This is a genomic window from Paenibacillus sp. FSL M7-1046, from assembly GCF_038007405.1.
GTDB lineage: Bacteria > Bacillota > Bacilli > Paenibacillales > Paenibacillaceae > Paenibacillus_AQ.
The window spans coordinates 1,724,829-1,748,637 of the sequence record NZ_JBBOXB010000001.1; the positions used below are offsets into that span (position 1 = coordinate 1,724,829).

Here is a 23,809-nt window from a genome sequence, read left to right on the forward strand (position 1 = left end):
TATTCTACTTCTATTACCCCGCTTGTGCGGACGGCTATCCGTAACTTTATGACCTGCAGGTCATTTTTTTGGGTAATATAGTCTTAACCGCTGATAAAGCGGGTATATTCTATGTAGACTCAGACTTCACCGTTATACAATTTACTTAAGGAGTGAATGACGATGAGACGCAATAACCCTTATAAGTGGTGGAACCTGCTGTTCTACTTCGGCGTAATTGCCGTGAACATCCTTTCGGTTGCCCTGCCTCTGGGCGGGAACAGCACCGGTGAGATTTCAGACAAGTATCATACCTATTTCACACCGGCCGGTTATGCTTTTTCCATCTGGTCGCTGATCTATCTCCTGCTCGCCGGTTTTATCGTATATCAATTCCGCGAGAGCACCGGGTCACGGGATTCGGTTAACTCTTTGGGCATTTGGTTTGTGCTGAGCTGCGTCTTTAATATGGGCTGGCTGTTCCTCTGGCATTATCTTTACATCGAGCTGTCGCTGGTTGCCATGGTGCTCATGCTGATTACACTAATCGTCATCTATCGTAAAACCCGCAGCGTCACCGATCCGGCCACAGGCGAAAAATGGCTGATCAAGCTGCCCTTCAGTATTTATCTCGGCTGGATCTCGGTTGCCACAATTGTAAATGTCAGCGTCGTGCTGGAGAAGAACAACTGGGACGGATTCGGACTCAGTGATCCCGCCTGGGCGGTTATCATGCTCTGCGTAGGCGTACTGCTTGCTGTAATGGTCAGTTTCCCTCACCGGGACAGCATTTATCCACTGGTCTTCGTCTGGGCGTTCATCGCGATTGCCCTTGAGCACAGAGACACCGGAAATGTATTCGTAACCGCTTCAGTGGCGGCAGGCCTGCTGCTGCTCTACAGCATTTGGCTGATGTTTACTTCGCGCCGCCGGAGCAGATATTAACGCGGTTCCCGGAGTTTCAACAACAGACTGTTTACAGCCCATTCACTGGTCAAAAAAAACCCGTTGCCTGATTGTACCGGCAACGGGTTTTTGAATCCATTTGATTTCGTTCAGTTAGCTTATCTAATTAACAACTATAAGGCCCATTATTTCTTGCGCGCTACCGCTTCGATCTCCACAAGACCATCCTTCGGCAGGCGTGCAACTTCAACCGCACTGCGGGCAGGATAAGGTTCTGTAAAGAAACTGCTGTACACTTCATTCACAGCTGCAAAGTCATTCATATCCTTGAGATACACAGTCGTTTTCACAACATGATCCAGCGATGCTCCGGCCTCTTCCAGAATGGCCTGAACGTTGCTAAGCGACTGGCGGGCCTGCTCCTGTACACTTTCTGCAAGTTCTCCTGTTTCCGGATTCAGGCCAAGCTGTCCTGAAGTATATACCCAGTTTCCGGCTACAATCGCCTGACTATATGGCCCGATGGCTCCTGGGGCTTTGGTTGTAGCAACCTGTTTTTCACTCATGATACGCTCCTCCTGTGGGTACACGACATTAATGTCATGATGTACATATGAATTTATGTCCCATTGTACGTGCTGCACTCTGTTTAATGCAAACTTCCCTTCTAGCGGCGACCAATAACATGTATCACATCATTGGGATAAACATGTACGCCGCCTGTGTTGGCAAGTGCAATATTCACCATTGCTTTCGCCACTTTGGCACCGGGAATAGCCCGGTACTTCGCTGCTTTGCCGACCATCGCAAAATCAAGTGCCTTCATCAGCACAGCAGCGGCACGTTCTCCCAGCCTGAATTCCTGACGTTCTCCCAGCAGCAATGAGGGCCGGAACAGGTGCAGGCCATGAAACCCCGCGGCGATTAATCCCTCTTCCGTCCTGCCCTTGGTACGGCTGTAGAAATTGCGGGATTTGGCGCTGGCCCCCATGGAGGACACCGCCAGAAACTGCCTCACACCGCATTCTTTGGCAATTGCAGCGGCCGCAAGCGGATACTGCAAATCCACACGTTCAAATTGCTCCTGTGAGCCTGCTTTTTTAATCGTGGTGCCCAGGCAGCAGAAGACAGCGTAGGCCCCGCTGAATTGTTCCTTATATTGCCCAAGCTTTTCCCAGTCAATACTGGTTTGCTTCAGCTTGGGATGCTGCAGCTCCAGCGGGCGGCGGACCAGCACCCGGACCTCATCCCAATCCCCGGTTAGCAGTTCCCCGGTAACTGCCTTGCCTACCAAACCGGTCGCTCCCAGCACTACGGCTATTCTAGTCACGTAATCCCTCCTTTGCTGTGGCACTGCAAATGTTTATCTTCAAATGATAAGTCTATTCATCTCTGAGAATACGGCGTCCCAGCAGCAGCGCCAGGACGATCATCAGCACCCCGACAACCAGCTGCATCCCATAGACCTGCGTCCAGCGGGGCCATTCTGCGATCCATTCGTAAATTCTGCCCCCGATCAGCGGCCCGAAAAAAGCAGCCAGACCCGTAAGCGCCGCATACATTGCCATATACATTGGCCGTTCCTTTTTCGGCGTATCCCCGATAATGAAGTTAAAGGCCAGCTGGTTGAAGCCGCCTACCCCCATGCCGAATACGATATGGGCGGCAAACAGAACCGGCAGCATCGGGAGCACGGAGAGCATGCCCCACAGCAGCGAGGATGTCGCAATAATCGGCAGCGTCCAGAGCAGCAGGCGCTTATTGCTGTATTTTGCATTCAAATTGCCCCACACGTAGAAGCTGGCCATCATGAAGAGGGTCTGCGACACATTCAGCAGCGACAAGGTCTCATAATTGATATGGAGAAGCTGCAGCATCACATAGGAATAAAGCGGAACCGTAAGGTTCTGCAGCAGCAGCCAGGCGGACAGAAATAAGGTTGACTTCATAAACAGCGTATCATGTAGCGGTTTCCTGAACATCGGCAGAAAGTCCTTCTCCTCTGATTTCTCAAAAGGCACATCCGGATAGAAGAAGAAGACGATGATGTTCGAAATAGAGAATATCCATACCACGATATATAAAATTAGGAAGCCGTGCCCGCCGGGATAACGGTCAAGAACAATCCCGCCGCCATACATCACAAGGCTCCCCAAAGCATTCAGGAAGGTGTTGCGGATGCCAAAATATCGGCCTCTCACACGGGCAGGGACGAGATCGCTGATGACTGAGCTCCACAGCACACCACCCGCCGTGTTAGCAATGAAAGCGATTGTATATAACACTATAAATGCAATAACCCAATGCTCTTTAGGAAAGATGAACGGTACAAGTCCGGTTGAACCCCACAGCAATCTGTGCAAGCCGATAAAAGTTACCATAGCCCACTTGCGGCTTGGCAGCTTCTGGATCAGAAAGGCTACACCTATTTGCGCAACATTGACCAGGGTAGTAAGCGCCAGCACAAAACCAATCTGGCTGGAGGTAGCTCCTAAATATAATAGAAAGCCGGTCAGAAACTGACCTTGCAGCAGCACCTGGAAGATAGTAGACGGTATCCCCTCGAATGTAGCGATCTGCAGATTCTTGCGTTGTACCGAGGCTTTGCGGATACGCTTTGGACGAATACCGGGCAGCCTGTTTCTCATGATGTTCATGGGGGTATTAACACTCCTTAGATGCGGCGTTTGCTTCATTCTACTCCGCATCATCATCCTGTCAATACACCAAAATCACAAATTAAATTGGAGCAGAAATCCACCGCAGCGCGGAGCCTTACAAAGGCAAATAAAGGGAAAATTGACTGCCCTGATCCTCCTGGCTTTGTAAAGTGATGAATCCGCCAAGCAGCCTGGCCAGATCATTGCTGATGGACAGCCCCAGCCCTGTTCCGCCATATTTCCGTCCAATAGTCTGATCCGCCTGTTGAAAGGCTTCGAAGATGATATCATGCTTCTCTGCGGCTATTCCGATGCCGCTGTCTTCCACGTCAAAAACAATCCAGCGCCGCTCGAGCGCCCCTTCCTTACGCTCCAGTGTGCGGATGTTTAAGGAGACATGTCCCGACACTGTGAACTTAATGGCATTGGAGAGCAGGTTACGGAGAATCTGCTGCACCCGCTGGGGATCTGAATGAATGACTAGCGGCACGTCATCATGCAGTGCGATGTTGAACTCCAGCCCCTTTTGTCTGGCTGATACACTAAACTGCACAGCCAGCAGCTCAGGGATTTCACTGACATTCAAATCTTCCTTAAGAATATCAAGCTTGCCTGCTTCTACTTTTGACAAGTCCAAAATATCATTGATCAGCGTCAGCAGATCCTCCCCCGAACGGTGAATGATCCCGGCATATTCGGCCATTTCCTCCGGAGTCAGCGATGCCTCATTTTCTTCTATTAATTGTGAAAGATTAATGATGCTGTTCAGCGGTGTTCTAAGCTCATGCGACATATTGGCCAGAAACTCCGATTTGTACTGGGAGGCCATCATCAGCTGCTCAGCTCTCTTCTCCAATACGATCTTATTCTTATGCAGCTCCTCCGTCTGGGCAGAGAGCAGCTCATTCGCTCTGACAACCTGTCCGTTGCGCAGCAGCTCTAATTGGAAGTCACGGATAATAAGCGCGAACAGTATACTTAGACCCAGCCCGGCGGGCAACGTGACCGGCATAATATCCGTTATGTATTCCCGGGCAGGTATAACTCCAAAAATGGTGATATTGATTACGTTCATTAAGTTAACTACGAGAATAGTCACTAACCCTTTGTTCATTATGGAAGCAGTGGTACGCCGTATCCAGAAGCTCAGGCCGGCGCAGACGAAACCCAGGATAGATAAGTTCAGCACTCCTGCCACTGCTGCTTCATTAATGCCGAAGGTTAACCTCGTGAGCCCGGTTCCTACACCAATAATAATAAGGATGAAGGGATGCGGGTAAGCCAGAGTAGAAATAATGAGCGGGACAAACCGCAAATCAAAGATAACGTGCTCTTCCAGTCTGTACCCGAAGAAGGAGCTGATCCAGCCGGCAAAGATAGCGAGCAGCACCCAACTAACCTTTTTAACCCTTTCAGGAACATATGTAATTGTGTGTTTATATATTAAATTCGCCAGATAAGCCAATGTTATGAGAAGGGCTGTGTTCATAAAAAATATCTTCAAATATTCCATAGCTTCACTCCTACATCATTTATGTAATAGCAAACACTTATCTATACTATCACAGTGGCAAATTGAATTCATGAAACTACAGCTCTATTGCTGTGTATCCGAACAGTGCGTGAAGCTAGTTTCTTACAATTAAAGAAGAGCGCAAATCAAATGCGATTTGCGCTCCTGTCTTTCAGCTCTATAGTAGGCTCTTCCAGGTCATATTCGGCTTGTGTCCACATCTCTGCATCCGGAATCGTGTAATACCGGGAATGGTAGGTGCAGAACACCTCACCTTGTTGTGTAAGTACCCGATCACCATGGATTTCAATAATCCTGCCGGTTACAACTTGGAATTTGTCCATAAGACACCGCCTCTTCATGAATATGGGATTATCCTGTCACGAGGCCTGATTTTCCGCTAGCTGCGGAACGACTTCTCCCAGTTGTGGTATTCCGCCTCTGCGGCATCCTTGGTATGTCCGTAACGTTCCTGCAATTTACCGACCAATTTATCCTTCTCGCCGTCAATTACGTCAAGATCATCGTCAGTAAGCTTGCCCCATTGTTTTTTGGCTTCACCTTTAAGCTGCAGCCATTTTCCCTTAACCACATTGTTATCCATTACATGTCATCTCCTTAGCCTTATTTAGGTATCGTTTAGAAGCTCATGTCTAGTAAATACTTAACCGTGCTCCCCGGATATGAATCTGGACAGTCTGCGGAATGAAGTCGTATTTTGTCACATAATAGTCTTTTAAAATGGGTATCAATATATTTTAAAAATTGATATAATCCAAATGTAAATTAATTTTTTGTTCGTTAAGTGATTATTTTCACATGATATTTTCCTCCCTTGTGCTAAAATGCCATCGAAGTAGAAACAAGATGTCTAAATTTTTTTCTAATGCTGACCGATATATGTCAAGGTAATGCTACAATTAGGGTCTAAAGCCTTGGGTACACGTGACATATGTCATTTATAAAGTGATTTTTGTCACTTCCAACGACTATTAAAATGTTTTACATTTTAATATATATATTTTAAACTATTTTTGGAGGTCATATCAAATGAAAAAAGCTTCTGTAATCTTGTCGAGCGCTCTTGTACTCGGTACTCTGCTCGCGGGTTGTGGCAACAACAATGATGCTAACAACGCTGCACCAACAAATGCTCCTGTAGAAACTACTGCACCAGCTACCAACTCCGGCAGCAACACTGCTGGAACAGAGACTGGAAAATACAAGGACGGTACTTACTTCGGAACTATTGAAGCAGATGCAGAAACCGGCTGGCAAACTTACGCCCTGCTGACTGTAGAAGGCGGAAAAATTACCAAAGCTGATTGGAATGCTTTTAACGTTAAAAACGCAGGCGATCTGAAGAAAAAAGTTTCTGAAGATGGTAAATATGGTTTGGTTGAAAAGGGCGGCGCTCAATCCGAATGGCATGAGCAAGCAGTTAAAGCCGAAGCTTACCTGATCGAAAAACAAGATCCTGCAGCAATCACTGTTGATGCTGAAGGACATACAGATGCAATCTCCGGTGTATCCGTACATGTAAATGACTTTGTCGCTGCTGCTCAAGCTGCACTTGCTGCTGGTCCTGCCGAAGCTGGTGCTTACAAAGATGGCGGATATCATGCAGAAGGCGAAATGGATAAAGAATCCGGCTGGAAATCTACGGTTGACCTGACTGTTGCAAACGGAAATGTTGTTGCTGTTAAATTCAGCGGTTTGAATGCTGCAGGCGACGATAAGAAACAATTCTCTGTAGACGGCAAATACGGCATGAAAGCTGGCGGCGCTTCTGCTGAATGGCATGAAGAAATCGCATTGGCTGAAAAGTATTTCCTTGAAAACAAAGGTGCTGCTCCTACTTTGGATGCCGAAGGCAAAACAGATGCCATTTCCGGCGTTTCTATCCACGTAGGCGAATACTTTACACTGGCAGAAAAAGCACTCGAAGGCGCGAAATAATAATTCGCACTCCTCTTGCAGCTAATCAGACGAATGAGGTGAGTTTCTCTTGAAGAAAATAGTCATTTTGGGCGGCGGCTACGGCGGCGTACTCACGGCTAAGAAACTGGCAAAGAAATTTAAGAACGACAAAGATGTAGAAATCAAACTGATCGACCGGAATCCCTATCACACTCTATTGACTGAGCTGCATGAGGTTTCAGCGAACCGCGCGCCCGAGGATTCAATTAAGATTGATCTGAAGAAAATCTTTGCAGGTCTTAAAGTAGATGTAGTTCTTGACGAAATCAGCAACATTGATTTCAAGAATAAGAAGCTTAAATCCGACAAAGCTACCTATGCTTATGATTACCTTGTAATCGGCACAGGCAGCAAACCTACTTTCTTCGGGATTCCGGGAGCTGAAGAGAACACCTTCTCCTTCTGGTCCTATGACGACGCGGTTGCGCTCAAACGTCAAATCCGCGATATGTATACCAAAGCGGCTCAAGAAAAAAATGCGGCTGTACGCCGTTCCATGCTGACCTTCGTTATTATCGGTGCCGGCTTTACAGGTGTCGAGCTGGTTGGGGAAATGGCCGAACAACGCGAAGAATTGTGCAAAGAGTTCTACATCGACCCATCTGAAGTGCGGCTGATTGTAGCCGATATGGCTCCTAAGATTCTGCCTATCCTGCCGGATAAGCTGATCCAGAAAGCAGAAGCCCGCCTTCGCAAGATGAATGTAGAAATCGTTACAGGCGCCAAGATCACCGAAGTAGGCAAAGGCAGTGTGGCTCTCGGTGAGAAAAACATCGTGGATGCACAGACCATCGTTTGGACAGCCGGTGTTGAAGGCTCGGAAATTGTTGGCAACCTTGAAGTTCAGCAACAAGGACGCAAGCGGATTGTAACGAACGAAAACCTTGAAAGTGTAGACCACAAGAACGTATACGTTGTAGGGGATAACATCTTCTTCATCCCTGAAGGCGAAACACGTCCTGTACCACAAATGGTTGAGAACGCCGAACAAGCAGCTCCAGTCATTGCCGGCAACATTACCGCCGACATCAAAGGAACTGCCAAGAAGGCTTACAAACCAGGTTTCCACGGTACAATGGTTTCCATAGGCAGCCGCTACGGTGTAGCCAACGTCGGCCTCCCAGGCAAGCTGTTTATGCTTACCGGCTTTATGGCTATGCTCTCCAAACACTTTATCAATATGTTCTACCTGTCCCAGGTTGTTGGTTTCAACAAAGTCTGGACTTATATGATGCATGAGTTCTTCCATGTGGAAAACCGCAAGAGCTTCCTCGGCGGCCACTTCTCCAAACGTTCGCCGAACTTCTGGCTCGTTCCGCTCCGCATGCTTCTCGGGGGCATGTGGCTGTATGAAGGTATCGACAAGATGAAGAAGATATGGGAAGATCCGGATAAGATTTTCTTGATTCCTGCAGCTCCATTCGCTACAGATGCCGCATCATCGGCCAGCGTTGCCGTGGATGCAGTAAAAGACACAGTGGATGCACAGTCGGCTGCTTCTGCAGTTACGACAGCCAAAGAAGCGGTTGAAGCTTTGCCGGTTCCAGGCTTCGTATATGATATTACGAACTGGTTCATGGATCTAATGTTCTACAACAATGACGGAACTTATACGTTCCTGGCTAAATGGTTCCAAATCGGTATGGTTTGTGCCGAAATCGTCTTTGGTATTATGCTTATCGTAGGTCTGTTCACAGCAATTGCTTCGATCGCTACCATCGGTATGGCCGTCATGATCTGGTCTACGAAGATGGCGTCGACGGAAATGCTCTGGTATGTTGGGGCGGCAATCGCCACAATCGGCGGATCCGGCAGCATCTTCGGTCTGGATTACTACGTTCTTCCTTGGCTTAAGAAGCAGTGGAAAAGGATACCGCTCGTCCGGCGATGGTATCTGTATACTGACTGACGTTAGGCAGGAATGAAATACCGCTGCAGTTGAATATGATGTTCATAAGAGTAATGTGTCCCTAGGACACATTACTCTCCTTATTTACACAGGTGAAAGTATCTTTCACGTCCTAATTTGTATTTGATCTTCCAGCAAGCAGGCAATGATTCAAGCAAACGCCTGTCTTTGTTTTAAATAATGGTTTTGTAGGGATAATCAAGGCTATGGTTTCTTCCGGCAAAACCGACAAGAAGGAGAGAATATGGTGAACAAACAACTCATTGAAGATACCTTCCGGCTATTGCAGACTGAAATGTCACCGATTGCCGGAATTCAGTTGCCTCTCTCTCCGGCAGAATGTGAGCAGCTGCTCCCGGTACTGGAACGCCATGATCTGGAATATAACCGCAAAGTCCATTTGCTAGGTATTTACACGATTCTTACCATGGCGGCAGGGCGCCATATGGAATGTGTCCCACATCATCCCGACCTGACCCGCAACATTTTGGATGGAGATTACTTATACAGCTTCTACCTTCAGTTTGCGGTGAAATGCCGCGAGCTGGATCTGGTTGCATATTTGGCTCCCTCGATCAAAAAAATGCAGATACGGCGTGCAAATGGAGACTTCACGGATCAAAATCCGGCTGCGGGGATTGAAGAATTCCTTCTCCAAGAGCAAAGGCAGCAGAACCGCACAAGCAAAGCCATTTGACAGGTGGGAATCTTAACTATGAAGCTGCATGAAGCCTTGAATATAGACATCAATGAAATTAACCGCGAAATTGAAAATCTTGTAGCCCGTGACCGGGATGTGCCCAAAAAGTCACAGCTGGCCCAGAGTATTCTTGAGCTGATCGGCTCAGGCGGGAAACGCCTGCGCCCGCTCATGGTCATTGTGGGCAGCCGGTTCGGACGCAAGTCTCCAGGCCGCAGAGCGCTGCAATTATCTGCTGCTGCCGAGTTTATTCACGCAGCCTCTTTAATTCATGATGATATCATTGACGATGCCGAGCTTCGGCGGGGCGGGGCAGCGCTTCATACCAAAACAGGTGTATTATCCGCTGTGCATATCGGAAACTATATGTCCGCCCGTGTCATTGAGCTCTTAAGCAAATACACAGGTGACAAAAACCGCTACGTCCATGATCTATCCTCCGTAGCCACCGCTCAATTATGCCTGGGTGAATACCAGCAAATGGAGCATGCCTACGATTATGATCTGACGTTTGAGCAGTACCTGGAGAAATCGCGTAACAAAACAGCGCTGCTGATGGCCACCTGCCTCAGGGTAGGCGCACTGTCCGCTGAAAGCACTGAAGAAGTGGCGAATCTTCTCTATGCCTTCGGTGAAGCGCTCGGAATGTCGTTTCAGATCCAGGATGATCTCTTGGACTTCACCCAATCTGCCGAGGTGCTTGGTAAACCGGCCGGAAGCGACCTGCGCAACGGCCAGGTTACCCTGCCCACCCTCTTTGCACTGCAGGACCCCGAGCTGGCCCCTCTCATCCGCAGGATCGGCCCCGGCTCATCCGGGAAGGAAGTCGCCGAGGTACTGGAGCTGATCAACCGCAGCGATGCCTTATCCCGTACCGAGGACGTCAGCCAGAATTACCTGGATCAGGCCTCAGCCATAGTGCAGCAGCTTTCCGGCTATCCGGCGAATGCCGACCTGGAGACGCTGCTGCAGTACTTCGCGGGACGTGACCGCTGAAGTCCGGCTTAGGAATGCAATGGATGCTGAATGGAGTAAGCCATTACCCTAAATACTATGTTCCACATACAAAAGAGAGCCCCACAGCGCGGGCTCTCTTTTGTATGTATTCAACTGTCATACTATTCTTCGCATCCTCACATACTCAAACTGAGTCTGAATTAGGATCCTTGGCCTTTTTGCTATGTTAAAAAGTAAACGCAGCACTGCGTACGTGTGCGTGGTGCTGAGCGGACTGTGGTCCATGTGCGTGCGTCCGTGTGCGTGGTGCGTGAGCGTGGTGCTCTGAGCGGACTGTGGTCCATGAAGCGTGCGTCCGTGTGCGTGGTGCTGAGCGGACTGTGGTCCATGAAGCGTGCGTCCGTGTGCGTGCGTGGTGCTGAGCATACTGTGGTCCATGTGCGTGCGTCCATGTGCGTGAGCGTGTGTGCTGAGCATACTGTGGTCCATGTGCGTGCGTCCATGTGCGTGCGCGTGTGTGCTGAGCATACTGTGGTCCATGTGCGTGCGTCCATGTGCGTGAGCGTGTGTACGTGAGCATATTTAGCAGTGACACTCGCCTATATTCAACTTCTTTTCTTTGTTGTAGACAGGGCTGGATAGGACATTTTTATCCAAAGTGGTGCTGTGATTAGCCATCGGACTCCAGCGACGTTATTTCGAGAATTAACTCAACATTCGTGATCTATCGGACCGTAGTGCAGTTACTTTGCATTTTCGAAGCCCATTTTGCTGCTTTCTGCAGGAATAAGGTCTCTCCAGTCCGCGTGCAAAGGAAATGAGCTAAGATCAGGTGAATAGCGTCTCCTTAGTCCGGATACAGAAATAAAGGAAAGCTGTCTGCTTTGAATCATTCTTCCCCACGCAAAAAAAGCGCGCAAGCCTAAGCTTTCCGCGCTCTTCTGCCACCCCCCACTGGGTAGGCATGTTGTTTTTTTTGTGTTAGCCTTACGGGGTGCCAAGGCGGATTAGGACGCGGAGCGGAGGGGAGGTTTGGAACTGGAGGAGCGCCAGCGCCCGCCTTTATGTTTGGATTTCTACCGCAGACAGCGGAACAAAATTAGGAAATCCAAACATAACAGCGGCCGGAAGTCCAAACATTCCCCGGAGCGCAGCTCTCCTAATCGCCCGCCGCCTCCATACCCCTAGTTAACGTAAAAATAATCAATCAGCGTACACAGCAATATCACCATACTGATCACCTGATTCAAATTATAAGAAGCCACCTTCATCAGCTTCCGGTTCGACGGCTTGATGATCTTATGCTCCGCCATCAGAAGCAGCGTGGCAATACCGATGCCCACAAGATACATCCAGCCCAGATCACGCCAGAGATAGAGGAACAGCAGCAGCAGGATCATAATGAAATGCAGGCCTTTGGAGATCCGCAGTGCATTTTCGAGCCCGAAGAAGCTGGGGATCGACCACAACCCGTGCCGCCGGTCAAAGTCGATATCCTGAGTGCCGTAAATGATGTCAAAGCCGGCAATCCAGAGCATCACGACTGTACCAATCACAAACGGCGTAAAAGCGATATTTCCTGTCACGGCGAACCAGGCACCGATCGGTGCCGAGGCAATGACGAAGCCCAGGTATAGATGGCTGAGAAAGGTAAACCGTTTTGTGTAGGAGTAAGTAGAAATCAGGACAATAGCCACTGGCGACAGCAGCAGACAAAGCAAGTTCAGCATACCGGCAGCGACTATAAACAGCGCGTAGTTGATGACAATGAACAGGATGACTTCCTTCTCCGCGAGCAGCCGCTGTGGCAGATGGCGGTGCGCCGTGCGCGGGTTCTGTTTGTCAAATGTGCGGTCCACCAGCCGGTTAAAGGCGTTCGCGCCATTGCGTGCCCCGATTAAGGCAATAAGCCCCCACAGCATCATATGGCCGGAGGGCCATCCCCCGGCAGCCCACACCATCGAGATAATCGCAAACGGCAGCGAAAAGAGCGTATGCGAGAACATAACCAGTTCGCTGAACATTTTCAGCTTGAGCGCGGTGGTTTTGAAAGCATTCAATATAACCATATCATTCTTCCTTTATCTTCATTTCCTGTGAGGGTGTGAGGCTTGAAGCAGCACTTCATTCAGTGCTTTTATCATACCATCAATATCTTCCGCTGTAACGATCAGCGGCGGTTGAAAGGCGAGAACATTGCGGTTCACACCGTTTTTGCCGATCAAATAGCCACGGTCCTTCATCTCTTCCAGCACATCGTCCGTCAGCTCTGCCGCAGGAACGGCGTCGCTGCCAGCCAGCTCCGCCCCCAGCATCAAGCCGGTACCCCGCACGTCGGAGATCAGTGCCGGATAACGCTCCTGCAGCTGCTGCAGACCGCGCTTCAGCCGCTCTCCAAGCTCTGCCGCCCGTTCCGCCAGCCGTTCACCCTCAATATAATCCAATACGGCCAGTGCTGTAGCCGCCGAGACAGGATTGCCTCCGAAGGTGGAGGCTGAAGGGCGGTTCAACGAGGCGGCAATTTCATCCGTAGTCGCGAAGGCAGCCACCGGAACCCCGTTGCCCAGCGCCTTAGCCATGCTGATGATGTCGGGAACCACACCGAAATGCTCCATGGCGAACATGGCTCCGGTGCGGCCGTAGCCGGTCTGTATCTCATCATCAATCAGCAGCACACCGTATTGGTCCAGCAGCGCCTTGACTTCGCGGAAATACCAGGAGACCGGCATAATCATGCCGCCATTGCCCTGGATCGGTTCGACGATCATCGCAGCAATGTGGTCGCCTTTCTCCTGCAGCACATGTTCGAGGTTCTTGAGCGACCGCGCCCCGGCCTCTTCCAGCGTAAGTTCAGGATCATACGGGCGTGCAATGAACGTTACATCCTCATCCAGATACTTGTCAGTTCTCCACATTTGGAGGCCGGTGACGCTCATCGTAAGATTAGTCCGGCCATGCAGCCCGCTTTCCAGGGCAATGAACCCTTTGCGGCCGGTATGCATTCGGGCCAGGAGCAAAGCCCCTTCATTGGCCTCTGAGCCGCTGTTGACGAAGAAGGTCCGGCGCAAGCTGCCCGGCAGCAGCTGTTCGAGCCGTTCCGCCAAGTCCACACCCGGCTGTGTTAGGTAGACCGTGGACGTGTGCTGGAGCTGCTGAAGCTGCTCGATCGTGCGGGCTGTAATCGCCGGGTTGCAGTGCCCACAGGCCACGACGGATACCCCGGCGAAAAAGTCCGTATATTGCTTGCCGTTCTCATCATAGACAAACTGCATGCTTCCGCGCACCAATTGCGGGGCATCACGGTAAAAGTGTGCAGTGCAGGGATAGAAATACTGCTTTCTTTTAGCAGCTACCCCATCTCTTCCAATGAATTGCTGTTGTTCCATCTATGGTCCCTCTCCTTCTGCTGCTCCTCTATAACTCTCTTAATATGGAAAATAAATCAGTGCGATAGTTTGTGAAAATAATAACTTATCACTCTAGCATTTACCGTTAAAATCACTATCCGGAAACCCTTAAAAATATAAACATCAATTAAACTGCAGCGAACCCAGGGTATAACCTGCATACACCGGCTTCAACCCGCCGAGCAGCTCTTCTTTTTCCAAAGAACCGTTGATTGCTGCCTGATAGGCCTTAATAATGCCACGCAGCTCTTCCACACTATAGGTCGCTCCTTCAATCCGCAAGCTGGCAATGCCAAGGCCCTTCATCTCCTCCACCATAGGCAGATAGCAAAGCTCCTTGGAGAACAGCAGGTGGCAGCGGCCGTATTGGTCACGGTACACCGGATTCTCGCCTTTATCCGTCTTTAGCACCAGTACCTCATTGCTTACATACAGGTTGTCTTCTTCACCAATCGGCTCCATCACCTCGGTATTCTCGAACAGATCATGCTCCATATACATCAGCGCCGGTGTGCCGTGAACGACAACTTCGAGCGGCAACTCGCAGCCGGAGGTAAAGGATGCAAAATGCTCCATCGTCATTTCCGGTGAAACCGTTAGCTTAGCCAGTCCCAGTCCGGCATACAGCCCGGCAGAAAGATGATTGTATACATTCAGATTGGCGTCCCCGATCATCGGGTATCCCGTCTGGGCGAAACGGCGAATCGCTCCAAGGTTCGTAATCAGCAGCCCGTCAATCGGCAGGCGTTCCCCGCTCAGCAGATGATCGTATTGATCAAAATGCAGCTCCGTCATCATCCGCGGCATCCCGAGGTAGAGCTTTGTCTTTCCTTTTAAGGCGCCAAGTTCCTTAATGTCCTGCTTTGTAAACGGACGGTCCGGCTCAAATACATCACCTGGCAGATATAAATGATCTACACCCAGCTCAAGCACCAAACGGGCCTGCTCCATATTATTCACGCGTACTGCAAGCTCCGGTTTACTTTGCTCACTGCGTCTGCCTTCCGCAAGCCGCTCACGCAGCTGCATTACCCGGTCCGCCGATAGCTCCCGCTCTGCAGTAGGTGTACTGAATACCTTGCCTGTGCTGTAAAATTTGCCTGTACCTTCATAGCGGCGGTTGATGTTTGCCAGTCCCGGCTTGCCAAAAGCATACGCGGTGGAAAAGTCACGTTTCCGGTTTTGGTGCAGCATCTTAGTATCTACGGTACGGTCAAAGCCAATTGGATCCTCAATATAACGGTCAATGGCTTCACCATAGCTGTTCGCAAGCATCACCATGAACTCTTTGTCGCGCATCCGGCCCTCAATTTTAAAAGAAGTAATGCCTGACTCAATCAGCTCCGGAAGATGCTCATACATAAACATGTCTTTGACAGCCAGCGGATATTCAGCCGGGAAGACATAGCCGTCTTTCTTGATCCGGTAATCCCAGCGGCAAGGTTTCATGCATTTACCCCGGTTGCTGCTCATGCCGAAGACCTGGGAGCTGAAGTAGCAGTTCGCCCCGTGCACAGAGCACATATCGCCGTGAATGAAATACTCCAGCTCCATGCCGCTCCGCTGACCCAGCAGCTTTGCCGTCTGCAGATCCATCTCACGCGAGGTCACCACCCGGCTTACCCCAAGATCACGCAACGCGTAAACCATCTCCAGATTGTGCACATTCATCATCACCGAGGCGTGAACCGGAAGCGTAAGCTCCATCTCGCGGATCAGCTCCAGCACAGCCATATCTTGAACGATCAGCGCATCGGGATGAACTCCGTCGAGAAAACGAAGATACTCTCTGGCTTCCTCCACATCATCCTCACTGAACAGGTTGTTTACCGTAATATATACTTTTTTGTCCAGGCTGTGGGCGATCGCAAGGGCTTCAATAATCTCCTCATGAGACAGGTTGTAGCCTTTGCGCATCATTCTCATGTTCAGCACAGGACCGCCAAAATAGACTGCGTCACATCCCGACTGCACCACTTCCTTGAAAATTTCAAACGTTCCCGCCGGTGCCAGCAGTTCGATTTCCTTGCCATTAAAATAACGTGCCATTTTTGTTTCCCCCTAAAATTACAATAATGCTACTGCAACTCCCATGATGATGAACATAGCGACAAAAACAGTATCGGCCCAGCCCCACCTGAGGCGGTGATACCGGCTGCGCGGCGCATCCATGCGGAACCCGCGGGCTTCCATGGAATAGACCAAATCCTGAGCGCGCCGGAAGGCGCTGGAGATTACCGGCACAAGCAGCGAGACGAGCATCCGCCCTTTTTCCTTAAGCGGCAGTTCCTTCAGGTCGGCTCCGCGCGAGGCTTGCGCCTTCATGATGATCTGCGATTCGTCGAGAATCGTTGGAATGAAGCGCAGGGCGATGCTGATCATCAGCGTAATCCGTTCCGGCGACAGCCCCAGCTTTTTGAACGGGGTGAGGATGCCCTCCAGACCCCGGTTCAGCTTCGCAGGTTTTGTAGTGAAGGTAAGCAAGGCCGTGAAGGTGATCAGGAAAAACATGCGGATAACGGAAAACGCGGCCAGCCGCAGCCCGTCTTCATGCAGCGAAAAAGAGCCGATAGAGAACACCGCAGCGCCTTCCTTAACGGTCAGGGCCTGAACGACAAAGATAAACAACATTAAATAACGCAGCGGCTTGGCCGCCTTGACGAAATACTTAAGCGATATTCGGGTTGATGACATGACCGCTATCGAAAAAACGGCCAGCAGCGCCATCGCCATCCAGGAATGCGATAGTAAAATAACAACTAAATATAAGATCATCCCGATGATTTTAGCCCGGGCATCCAGCTTGTGTACCCAGGAGCCGGTCTCAATGCTGCGCCCGAGCAGCAGCCGATCATTCATAGCTATCCCTCTTTCCTGCAAGGCCCGGGCCCTCCGCTGCTCCAGGCAGCGAAGCAATCAGCTCGGCGAGGCTGCCCGCGGTCAACCGGGGCTTCTCCCCCGCAAGACCGAAGCGGTCGGCAACCGCCCGCCAGTAGCGGAGCGACTGCGGCACCGTCAAGCCGCAGCGTTCCAGAATATCCGAATCGGCGGCAAGCTCCTGGCTGCTGCCTTGAAAAGCCAGTTCGCCTTCCTTAAGCAGCACCCAGCGGTCGGCATAGGGAAGCAGCTCATCCATCCGGTGCGTCACGATGATAATTGTCCGGCCCTGCTCGCGGCAGAGCCGCTCCAGCAGCCCGATCAGCTCAGCCCGGCTGATCGGGTCGAGCGTCGCTGTCGGTTCATCCAGCACAACGATATCCGGGTCCATGGCCAGCACCGAAGCGATGGCCGCCTTGCGCATCTGTCCGCCGCTTAGACGGAACGGATTGCGCTCCAGCAGTCCAAGATCGAGCCCCATGTCCGTCATCGCCTTGCGTGTGCGCTCCTTGGCTTCCTCAAGGCTCATGCCAAAGTTAAGCGGCCCGAAGCACAGATCCTTCTCTACCGTCTCCTCAAACATCTGCTGCTCGGGAAACTGAAAGACCAGACCGACCCGGCGGCGCAGCGGAAGCAGCTTCGGAGATTTCTCTCCAGCGCGGATAGTCACATCAAGGACACTGACCGTCCCCTCCGTCGGCTTCAGAATTCCGTTGAACAGCTGCAGAAGTGTCGATTTTCCCGAGCCGGTTGCCCCGGCAATGCCCACCATCGATCCGCTGGGGAGGTTAAGATTAATCCCGTGCAGCGCTGTCTGCCTCCAGAGGCTCCGGTCCGCGTAGGTGTAGCTTACTTGTTGTAGTTGTATGGCCATAATGTGTCTATAAGCTCCTTTTCACTGGCGGGAACATCCACCTTGATCCCCAGGTTCTGCAGTTCACGGGCAAGCTGCCAAGGATACGGCTCCCGCAGGTGGCACTTCTCCAGAAGCTCTTCATTCCGGAACAATTCTGCAGGGGTTACATCTGCCGCCAGTCCACCCCCGTGCAGGGCCAGCACGCGATCCGAGGCCAGGATTTCATCGGCATCGTGTGTAATCATTAGAAGGGTATAGTTCCCTTCCGCGCGCATATCCTGCAAAATGCCCATCAGCTCGTTCCGGCTTCCTTCGTCCAACATGGAAGAGGCCTCGTCAAAGATGACGATGCCTGGCTTCATGGCTAGAATGGAGGCAATGGCGACCCGCTGCTTCTGGCCTCCTGACAGCTCGCCGGGATGCTTGGCCAGCAGATGGTCGATCCCCAGCTTCATGGCATAGGATTTCAGCCGTTCCTCCATCTCCGCGTAGGGTAAACACAGCCCCTCCAGGCCGAATACAATGTCTTCCTCTACCGTTGCCCCGATAAACTGGTTGTCAGGGTTCTGGAACACCATGCCAATGCACTGACGGATCGTTCCAATATTCTCTTCCTGCAGTTTATGGCCGCAGATGAAGATATCTCCGGCACTTTTAGGCAGCAGGGCATTCAGCAGCTTGACCAGCGTTGACTTGCCGCAGCCGTTCGGTCCCACGATGCTTACCCATTCCCCCTGCTGGATAGACAGTGTAATATTCTGGAGGATCGGGTGCTCCGGGTTATATCCAAACGATACGCCTGCCAGTGAGATCACTGGCGGTTCCGCTCCAGCTTCCAGCTCATTGTTAAATTCATTCATGTTAGTCATCCTTCCCAGCTAGTGACCCGTTCCGCCCAAGAACTCTTCAAACAGCGATATTTTGGATAACGAGGCTACCACATACCGCACCGCGAAACCGACAACAATCCCCGTCACCACTCCGGTAATCAGCAGCATCGGAAAGTAGTAGAATGTGCTCGATGATTTCAGCACTATGGAAGCGGCGAGCAGCTGCCCTGTGTTGTGGGCCAGTCCGCCGGCAATACTGATCCCAATGACACTGAGTCTTTTCCCGCCAAACCGGACGAGCAGGTACATGACAACAAAGCTGAACAAAGAGCCAAATAAGCTGAACAGCAGACTTGAGAAGGTACCCAGCAAAAATGCGGTAAGCAAGGTCTTGAGGATTACCAGTACAAATGCGTCACGTGCGCGCAAAAAATAAATGCAGGTCAAAATCATAATGTTGGCAAATCCCAGCTTGGCACCGGGCATCAGCCCCATCCCTGCGAGTGGAATCTGGGCTTCCACAATACTCAGCACAACCGCCACCGCGGCAAAGAGTGCTACAATCACCGTTCTTTTCAGGGCCGTTGAAGACTCACTACTGGACATAGGCATCTATATCATCTCCTCCCGACGCGCCTGCAATTTCTACTAATACCCTATGCGGCAAACAAACGATCGTCTGCTTGGGCAAGGTAATAAACCCAAAACCTAGACATACCTTGTCGGGACAGTCGGCGTCATACATTTCAATACCATAATCATGCACTTTTAAAATGTTATACCCGCGATCGGTACGGACTTCTACCGTTTGATCTTCCTCTGTAAGCTGAACCGTCTTGAACAGCTTGCCGTCCACCATTATATTGGCCACAAGATTTTTCCCCGGGCCGCCTTTATCGTCTGAAAACCACCTCGGTGCAAGAAAAGCGAGAGCGGCAATGAGCACGATGGAAACCAGCAGCACATCTGCGCGTTTCATAAAATTCTCCCTTATTTTTTAATTAAAATCCAGACTTAATAATTATAACGGTCTACCCTCAATCCTTCAATGAATGTAGTCGTTAATTGTCGGTTTTAAAGACCAGTTCACAAAATAGGCACGCAACGAGAAGCGGATACCTCCATAAATTGGATGGTATCCGCTTCCGCAAGAAATATTAGGATAAACAGCAAGCAACACCCTGCTTGCCCGTTTCACCCCGCCCTTCCGGGAACATCCTCTTCTTCTGAACTTGCCGCCTTCCCGAAGTATGCCAGGAATAATCCGGCGAATTCAGGATCCCACTGGCTCCCTCTGCCCTGTTCCAGAATAGCCAGCGCCCGTTCATGATCCATCCCTTTCCGGTAGGGGCGGTCCGATGTCATGGCGTCGTAGGCATCGGCTACGGCGATGATTCTGCCATGCAGCGGAATGGACATTCCGACAAGGCCATCCGGATAACCTTTGCCGTCGTAACGCTCATGATGTGAGCGGACTCCACTTATGTAAGGCGCCATCTTCTCCACAGGCTCAATCTGCCGCAAAATATTTTCCCCAAGCACCGGATGGCTCTTAATCTGATCAAATTCCTCATCCGTAAGATTCCCCTCTTTAAACAGGACATTGTCGGGCACACCGATTTTGCCGATGTCATGTAGCAGAGCAGATTTCCGCAGGTCATCGAGCCTTTGACCCGTCAGCCCCGCCAATTGTCCAATAATAACCGAGTACTCCGCCACCCGCAGTGAATGTCCCGCGGTATAGGAATCACGGGCATCCAGAGCCACGGCAAGCGTGGTGAAGTAGCTGTCCAGAAGCTGTCTGTTCTGCTGTTCCCGGGCCTGAAGCCCCCGCACCATCATATTAAACCCGGCCACCAGCTTGGAAAATTCATCGGAATATTCATCCTGCACCTGCAAAAGGCGCCCGTCCTTGACGTTATTCATTGCCTTGTATAGTTCATTGATCGGGTGTTGAACGCTGTTAGTCAGGAGCCAGGCGGCAATGGATGAGAATAATGTGCCGACCATCAGCACCATCCCTGCCCAAGCCCAATAGCTCTGCAAGCCGGCCAGCGAACTGCTGTTGAGGCTGTCCATGCGGATATGTGTTGCCATGATGAAAAGAAACAGCGGAAACGTCCCGATCAGCATACAGCTGATCAGAAATTTTGGGCGGATGGCTACAAATACATGCCCTTCCAGCGAGAAATCCACATTATACATATCCAAAGCCCGGTTTCTGAATTCTTTAATTAGCGGAACAATGGCCGAGCAGGTCAGGAAAAATTCGATCAGCGCATGCATGCACGCCACCAGAGTTGCCCCGACCATGGCCAGCAGCAGATAGAAATAAGGGAGGTTGATTAATCCGGTGTGAATCATCCAGAAGGTCATTAGGGCCGCCGGCAAGGATAACCCGAGAAGATGCGGGCCTAGAATCCGCTGTACTGCATTTCTGGGCATTCGATGGGTGTAGAGATAAGCTTCCTCCAGCATGGCCAGCGTAGGCCGCCGTTCTTTCATTGCAGTCCGTATCGGTTTGAGTTGATTCATGAACACACTGACTTCCGTGATTGCCATAATTGAAAAAGAGAGCAGCAATACGATTAGCAGGCGGGAATACTCCACCACACTTATCTCCAGCGAAGAGAGCAGCAACAGGCTTCCCACCGCCAGCACGGCAATCACGGAGCCCAAAAAATAATTTCTGATCTGCTTCTTCAAAAACACCCCGTATATATTCATCTGTTCCCCCATTTCCAGCCTTACCCTGCTGCTTATGTTATACTTGCATTACTACATACTCCATGATATAATAAAATAATATTTGTTTTCGTGTATATACATCCCCATCAAGAAGATGTCAGGCCGATTGGTTACTTTCTATTTATTATCGGCATTTTGGACACAAAATCTTACGTTTTCTTGCATGACTCTTCCTTTTTATGAGACTAAATTCGAACATAGCATTCCGATTCACACTGGCGCGGCCACGGAGCCGCAAGGACAAAAGAGAGGTAGGGCTTTTGTCGTTTTGGAAGGATTATTCTCGCCATACGGCTTCTGGAAATAACAGGGAATTACGACGCCCGTTTCGCTCACAAACGGCGGGGGATTAAATATACGAGAAGATATGGACGTACCGTTCCCCGTTGCAAGGAACGCCGCCATATGTGGAACATATAAGCGCCCGATATCCGCAGCTTGCGGAGATCGGGCGCGTCTACTTTCCGGGGGTTGATCCGGAACTAATGTACATAACGGGCAACAAACTGGCTTACTTTGCCGATGTATCCGGCCATATCCGTGTCATACGCAAGTCCATGCCCCGCTCCATGAACCACGAATTTCTCTTTTGGGCTGTTACATGCCTCATACAACTCATTCCTCATGTGGAAAGGCACGAAAAAAATTGTCTGCATCGCCGTGAGCCGCTGCCAGGGTTGTCCGTGCAGTTAGTACCTCTGGCGCATAAATTATAAGAAGGAAGTCGTTGTCCAACGTCGTTCAGTTCGAAAAGCTGCTTAATTCTCCTGGAGCTCGTATAATATGCCCGGTAAAAAGGAGCTGACGATGAAGAATTCGCCCAGGTCGCTGAGGTTAGCCTTACATCGATCGGTTACATTGAACGAAATGAAATCTCTGCTTCTTTTCTGACTTTAAGAAGGCTCTCCGAGATTCTGGGAGAAAAGCATTTCCTACTTAGGGTGCTTTGAACAAATGCCTGAAGAAACCTTAGGACTAAGAATAAAAAAAGCATCTTCTTCAATTAATAAGTCTTATGTCAAAAAGTTTATTGATATCCTTAATTGAACCCCCGATTCAAGGCGCCTTAGTTTTTTTACATTTTACTACTTCCACAAGTGAATTTGTGTAAAATATATACCAATTCACATATTATTAAAATTCAATTTGCAATAATATATTCTACAAAAAATAGAATTTTGTCGAAAAGAAAGGGCTTTAGACCCTGTAAAATTTCCGAAGAATCGACATATTTTTCCTATACTTGTGATATACTAGAAATTGTAAAAGTTAACAAATCTATAATAATAGAGGTGATTATCAAGAGAATAGGAAATTCATGTTTTTAAAATTAAAAATTGGAGGTAAATTAGCATGATGAAAACAATTAGAAATGAGTTTAGGATGAAAAATTTAGTTGCATATATGCTTGCCTTTTTAACAACTTTTCTAATAGCAGGAATTTTTTATTCAACTAATGCATATGCTGATCTACAAAGTATTTTTTATCCTAATTCCACAAAAAAAGCTTATGGGGATGCACTCAATGGCTCAGGTTACCCTAACTTAGCTTATTCATATTGGAGGTCAGAAACAGCGCAAGGAAATAGCAATACACCCACTACGTTGAGATTTTTCAATGTAACAACAAGTAATGGAGCCAGCAATCCAACTGGAGCTCAATTTGGACTTTATAAAATTGTAGATTTAAGGGAAAAGAGATTCTTAGACTGGTATACACGAACTATTAATGGCACACAGATTTCTGTAAATATGGATTATACAGCAAACATGGGGAGCCTCTATACAGAGATGACAGTTTATGCTGATCCATCGGGTCTTGATGGTGCTCAGATGAATGTTCGATATGATAGATTTGCTTATACAACTAACTAATAAAATTAAAAGGAGTTGTTTATGCTTATGATTATTAAGAGATATTTAATTACTCTGATTTCACTTCTCGTACTTACAACAGCATTTGGAACAGTCTTAGCATCTCCTGAAACTACCCCAGATAATAATCCTGTATCAGGTGGGCATGGAATTATTTCATCTGCCGAAACAATTGATCTAAAAGAGGCTGAAACACTTATGGATAATATTGATCTTCATTTGCCATCAGTTCTGCCTGATAACTTCAAACAAGAAAGTGTTATTTATAACACACCACCAGAAAAAATCAGTAAATCACTTCGAAATCTAAATGAAGATTCCGTTAAAGAAGTTACCATACGTTATAGAGATCAAACTGAACCAAGTAATTGGATAGATTACACTACAAAAAAAATGGAGATTGATCTTGTTGATGAAAATGTAAAACAAATTGAAATTAATGGAGTACTGGGACAATATTTAGAAAGCAAAGAAAAAGGCATTAAGGTATTTAATTGGCACTTTAAGGGAGCAAGTCATTTTGTAATTGCAAAATCAGGGATTGATGAGTCACAACTTTGGGATTTTGTAAATTCAATTAAATAAGTTTAAGATTTTATCAGGACCTCGATA

General features: G+C 49.2%; 23 protein-coding genes and 1 pseudogene. 8 read left to right on the forward strand and 16 right to left on the reverse strand.

Annotation, left to right across the window (positions count from 1 at the left end; translation table 11 throughout):
• The first annotated feature begins 162 nt into the window (after positions 1–162).
• Positions 163–924, forward strand: a complete 762-nt coding sequence (locus tag NYE29_RS07385; RefSeq protein ID WP_340895129.1) for a tryptophan-rich sensory protein — start codon at positions 163–165, stop codon at positions 922–924.
• A gap of 146 nt (positions 925–1,070) precedes the next feature.
• Here the strand turns inward: NYE29_RS07385 and NYE29_RS07390 are convergent, their stop codons facing one another.
• The 6 genes from NYE29_RS07390 to NYE29_RS07415 form a co-directional block, all read right to left on the reverse strand.
• Positions 1,071–1,451: a RidA family protein gene (locus NYE29_RS07390; RefSeq protein ID WP_340895131.1), complete on the reverse strand. Its 381-nt coding sequence runs from the start codon at positions 1,449–1,451 to the stop codon at positions 1,071–1,073.
• A gap of 101 nt (positions 1,452–1,552) precedes the next feature.
• Positions 1,553–2,215, reverse strand: a complete 663-nt coding sequence (locus NYE29_RS07395; RefSeq protein ID WP_340895132.1) for an oxidoreductase — start codon at positions 2,213–2,215, stop codon at positions 1,553–1,555.
• Between the two features lie 52 nt (positions 2,216–2,267).
• Positions 2,268–3,542 (reverse strand): MFS transporter, encoded by a 1,275-nt coding sequence (locus tag NYE29_RS07400; protein ID WP_081965654.1) that lies wholly within the window; start codon positions 3,540–3,542, stop codon positions 2,268–2,270.
• A gap of 118 nt (positions 3,543–3,660) precedes the next feature.
• Positions 3,661–5,058: an ATP-binding protein gene (locus NYE29_RS07405; RefSeq protein ID WP_340895133.1), complete on the reverse strand. Its 1,398-nt coding sequence runs from the start codon at positions 5,056–5,058 to the stop codon at positions 3,661–3,663.
• A gap of 146 nt (positions 5,059–5,204) precedes the next feature.
• Positions 5,205–5,402 carry a hypothetical protein gene (locus NYE29_RS07410; protein WP_076113714.1) on the reverse strand — a complete coding sequence of 66 codons (198 nt, stop codon included), beginning with the start codon at positions 5,400–5,402 and terminating at the stop codon, positions 5,205–5,207.
• A 56-nt stretch (positions 5,403–5,458) separates the two neighbouring features.
• A complete protein-coding gene (locus NYE29_RS07415; RefSeq protein ID WP_076113713.1) occupies positions 5,459–5,662 on the reverse strand; it encodes a CsbD family protein in 204 nt (67 codons plus the stop codon).
• A 446-nt stretch (positions 5,663–6,108) separates the two neighbouring features.
• Between NYE29_RS07415 and NYE29_RS07420 the strand changes: the two genes are divergently transcribed.
• The 4 genes from NYE29_RS07420 to NYE29_RS07435 all read left to right on the forward strand — a co-directional run bounded on the left by NYE29_RS07420 (position 6,109) and on the right by NYE29_RS07435 (position 10,643).
• Complete coding sequence (locus NYE29_RS07420; RefSeq protein ID WP_038585344.1) at positions 6,109–7,017, forward strand: hypothetical protein; 909 nt, start codon at positions 6,109–6,111, stop codon at positions 7,015–7,017.
• A 49-nt stretch (positions 7,018–7,066) separates the two neighbouring features.
• Positions 7,067–8,947, forward strand: coding sequence for an FAD-dependent oxidoreductase (locus tag NYE29_RS07425; RefSeq protein ID WP_038585341.1), 1,881 nt, complete (start codon positions 7,067–7,069; stop codon positions 8,945–8,947).
• A 247-nt stretch (positions 8,948–9,194) separates the two neighbouring features.
• Positions 9,195–9,644 (forward strand): hypothetical protein, encoded by a 450-nt coding sequence (locus NYE29_RS07430; RefSeq protein ID WP_076113744.1) that lies wholly within the window; start codon positions 9,195–9,197, stop codon positions 9,642–9,644.
• A gap of 18 nt (positions 9,645–9,662) precedes the next feature.
• Positions 9,663–10,643 carry a polyprenyl synthetase family protein gene (locus NYE29_RS07435; RefSeq protein WP_038585338.1) on the forward strand — a complete coding sequence of 327 codons (981 nt, stop codon included), beginning with the start codon at positions 9,663–9,665 and terminating at the stop codon, positions 10,641–10,643.
• 1,145 nt (positions 10,644–11,788) lie between these two features.
• On the opposite strand, the gene NYE29_RS07440 is transcribed toward NYE29_RS07435, so the two are convergent.
• The 10 genes from NYE29_RS07440 to NYE29_RS07485 form a co-directional block, all read right to left on the reverse strand.
• Positions 11,789–12,673, reverse strand: coding sequence for a UbiA-like polyprenyltransferase (locus tag NYE29_RS07440; protein WP_076113712.1), 885 nt, complete (start codon positions 12,671–12,673; stop codon positions 11,789–11,791).
• Positions 12,674–12,691: 18 nt separating this feature from the next.
• Positions 12,692–13,990 (reverse strand): aspartate aminotransferase family protein, encoded by a 1,299-nt coding sequence (locus NYE29_RS07445; RefSeq protein WP_340895135.1) that lies wholly within the window; start codon positions 13,988–13,990, stop codon positions 12,692–12,694.
• 144 nt (positions 13,991–14,134) lie between these two features.
• Positions 14,135–16,060, reverse strand: coding sequence for a peptidase U32 family protein (locus NYE29_RS07450; protein ID WP_340895136.1), 1,926 nt, complete (start codon positions 16,058–16,060; stop codon positions 14,135–14,137).
• An 18-nt stretch (positions 16,061–16,078) separates the two neighbouring features.
• A complete protein-coding gene (locus NYE29_RS07455; RefSeq protein WP_076113709.1) occupies positions 16,079–16,870 on the reverse strand; it encodes an energy-coupling factor transporter transmembrane component T family protein in 792 nt (263 codons plus the stop codon).
• Positions 16,863–17,762, reverse strand: a complete 900-nt coding sequence (locus tag NYE29_RS07460) for an energy-coupling factor transporter ATPase (RefSeq protein WP_340895137.1) — start codon at positions 17,760–17,762, stop codon at positions 16,863–16,865. The genes NYE29_RS07455 and NYE29_RS07460 overlap by 8 nt, the downstream gene beginning before the upstream one ends.
• Complete coding sequence (locus NYE29_RS07465) at positions 17,738–18,604, reverse strand: ATP-binding cassette domain-containing protein (RefSeq protein ID WP_076113707.1); 867 nt, start codon at positions 18,602–18,604, stop codon at positions 17,738–17,740. The genes NYE29_RS07460 and NYE29_RS07465 overlap by 25 nt, the downstream gene beginning before the upstream one ends.
• 18 nt (positions 18,605–18,622) lie before the next feature.
• Positions 18,623–19,186 carry a Gx transporter family protein gene (locus NYE29_RS07470; RefSeq protein WP_076113706.1) on the reverse strand — a complete coding sequence of 188 codons (564 nt, stop codon included), beginning with the start codon at positions 19,184–19,186 and terminating at the stop codon, positions 18,623–18,625.
• A complete protein-coding gene (locus tag NYE29_RS07475) occupies positions 19,170–19,553 on the reverse strand; it encodes a NusG domain II-containing protein (RefSeq protein ID WP_076113705.1) in 384 nt (127 codons plus the stop codon). The genes NYE29_RS07470 and NYE29_RS07475 overlap by 17 nt, the downstream gene beginning before the upstream one ends.
• A 215-nt stretch (positions 19,554–19,768) precedes the next feature.
• Complete coding sequence (locus NYE29_RS07480) at positions 19,769–21,301, reverse strand: HD domain-containing phosphohydrolase (RefSeq protein WP_340895138.1); 1,533 nt, start codon at positions 21,299–21,301, stop codon at positions 19,769–19,771.
• 503 nt (positions 21,302–21,804) lie between these two features.
• A complete protein-coding gene (locus NYE29_RS07485) occupies positions 21,805–21,948 on the reverse strand; it encodes a hypothetical protein (protein WP_340895139.1) in 144 nt (47 codons plus the stop codon).
• A 195-nt stretch (positions 21,949–22,143) separates the two neighbouring features.
• Between NYE29_RS07485 and NYE29_RS34535 the strand changes: the two are divergent.
• From NYE29_RS34535 to NYE29_RS07495, 3 genes and pseudogenes are all read left to right on the forward strand, one after another.
• Positions 22,144–22,272 (forward strand): annotated as a pseudogene (locus NYE29_RS34535) (hypothetical protein); the annotation flags it as partial.
• A 403-nt stretch (positions 22,273–22,675) separates the two neighbouring features.
• On the forward strand, positions 22,676–23,197 hold the full coding sequence (locus NYE29_RS07490) for a hypothetical protein (RefSeq protein WP_340895141.1): 522 nt from the start codon (positions 22,676–22,678) through the stop codon (positions 23,195–23,197).
• A gap of 27 nt (positions 23,198–23,224) precedes the next feature.
• On the forward strand, positions 23,225–23,782 hold the full coding sequence (locus tag NYE29_RS07495; protein ID WP_197073645.1) for a DUF4367 domain-containing protein: 558 nt from the start codon (positions 23,225–23,227) through the stop codon (positions 23,780–23,782).
• Positions 23,783–23,809: the final 27 nt, after the last annotated feature.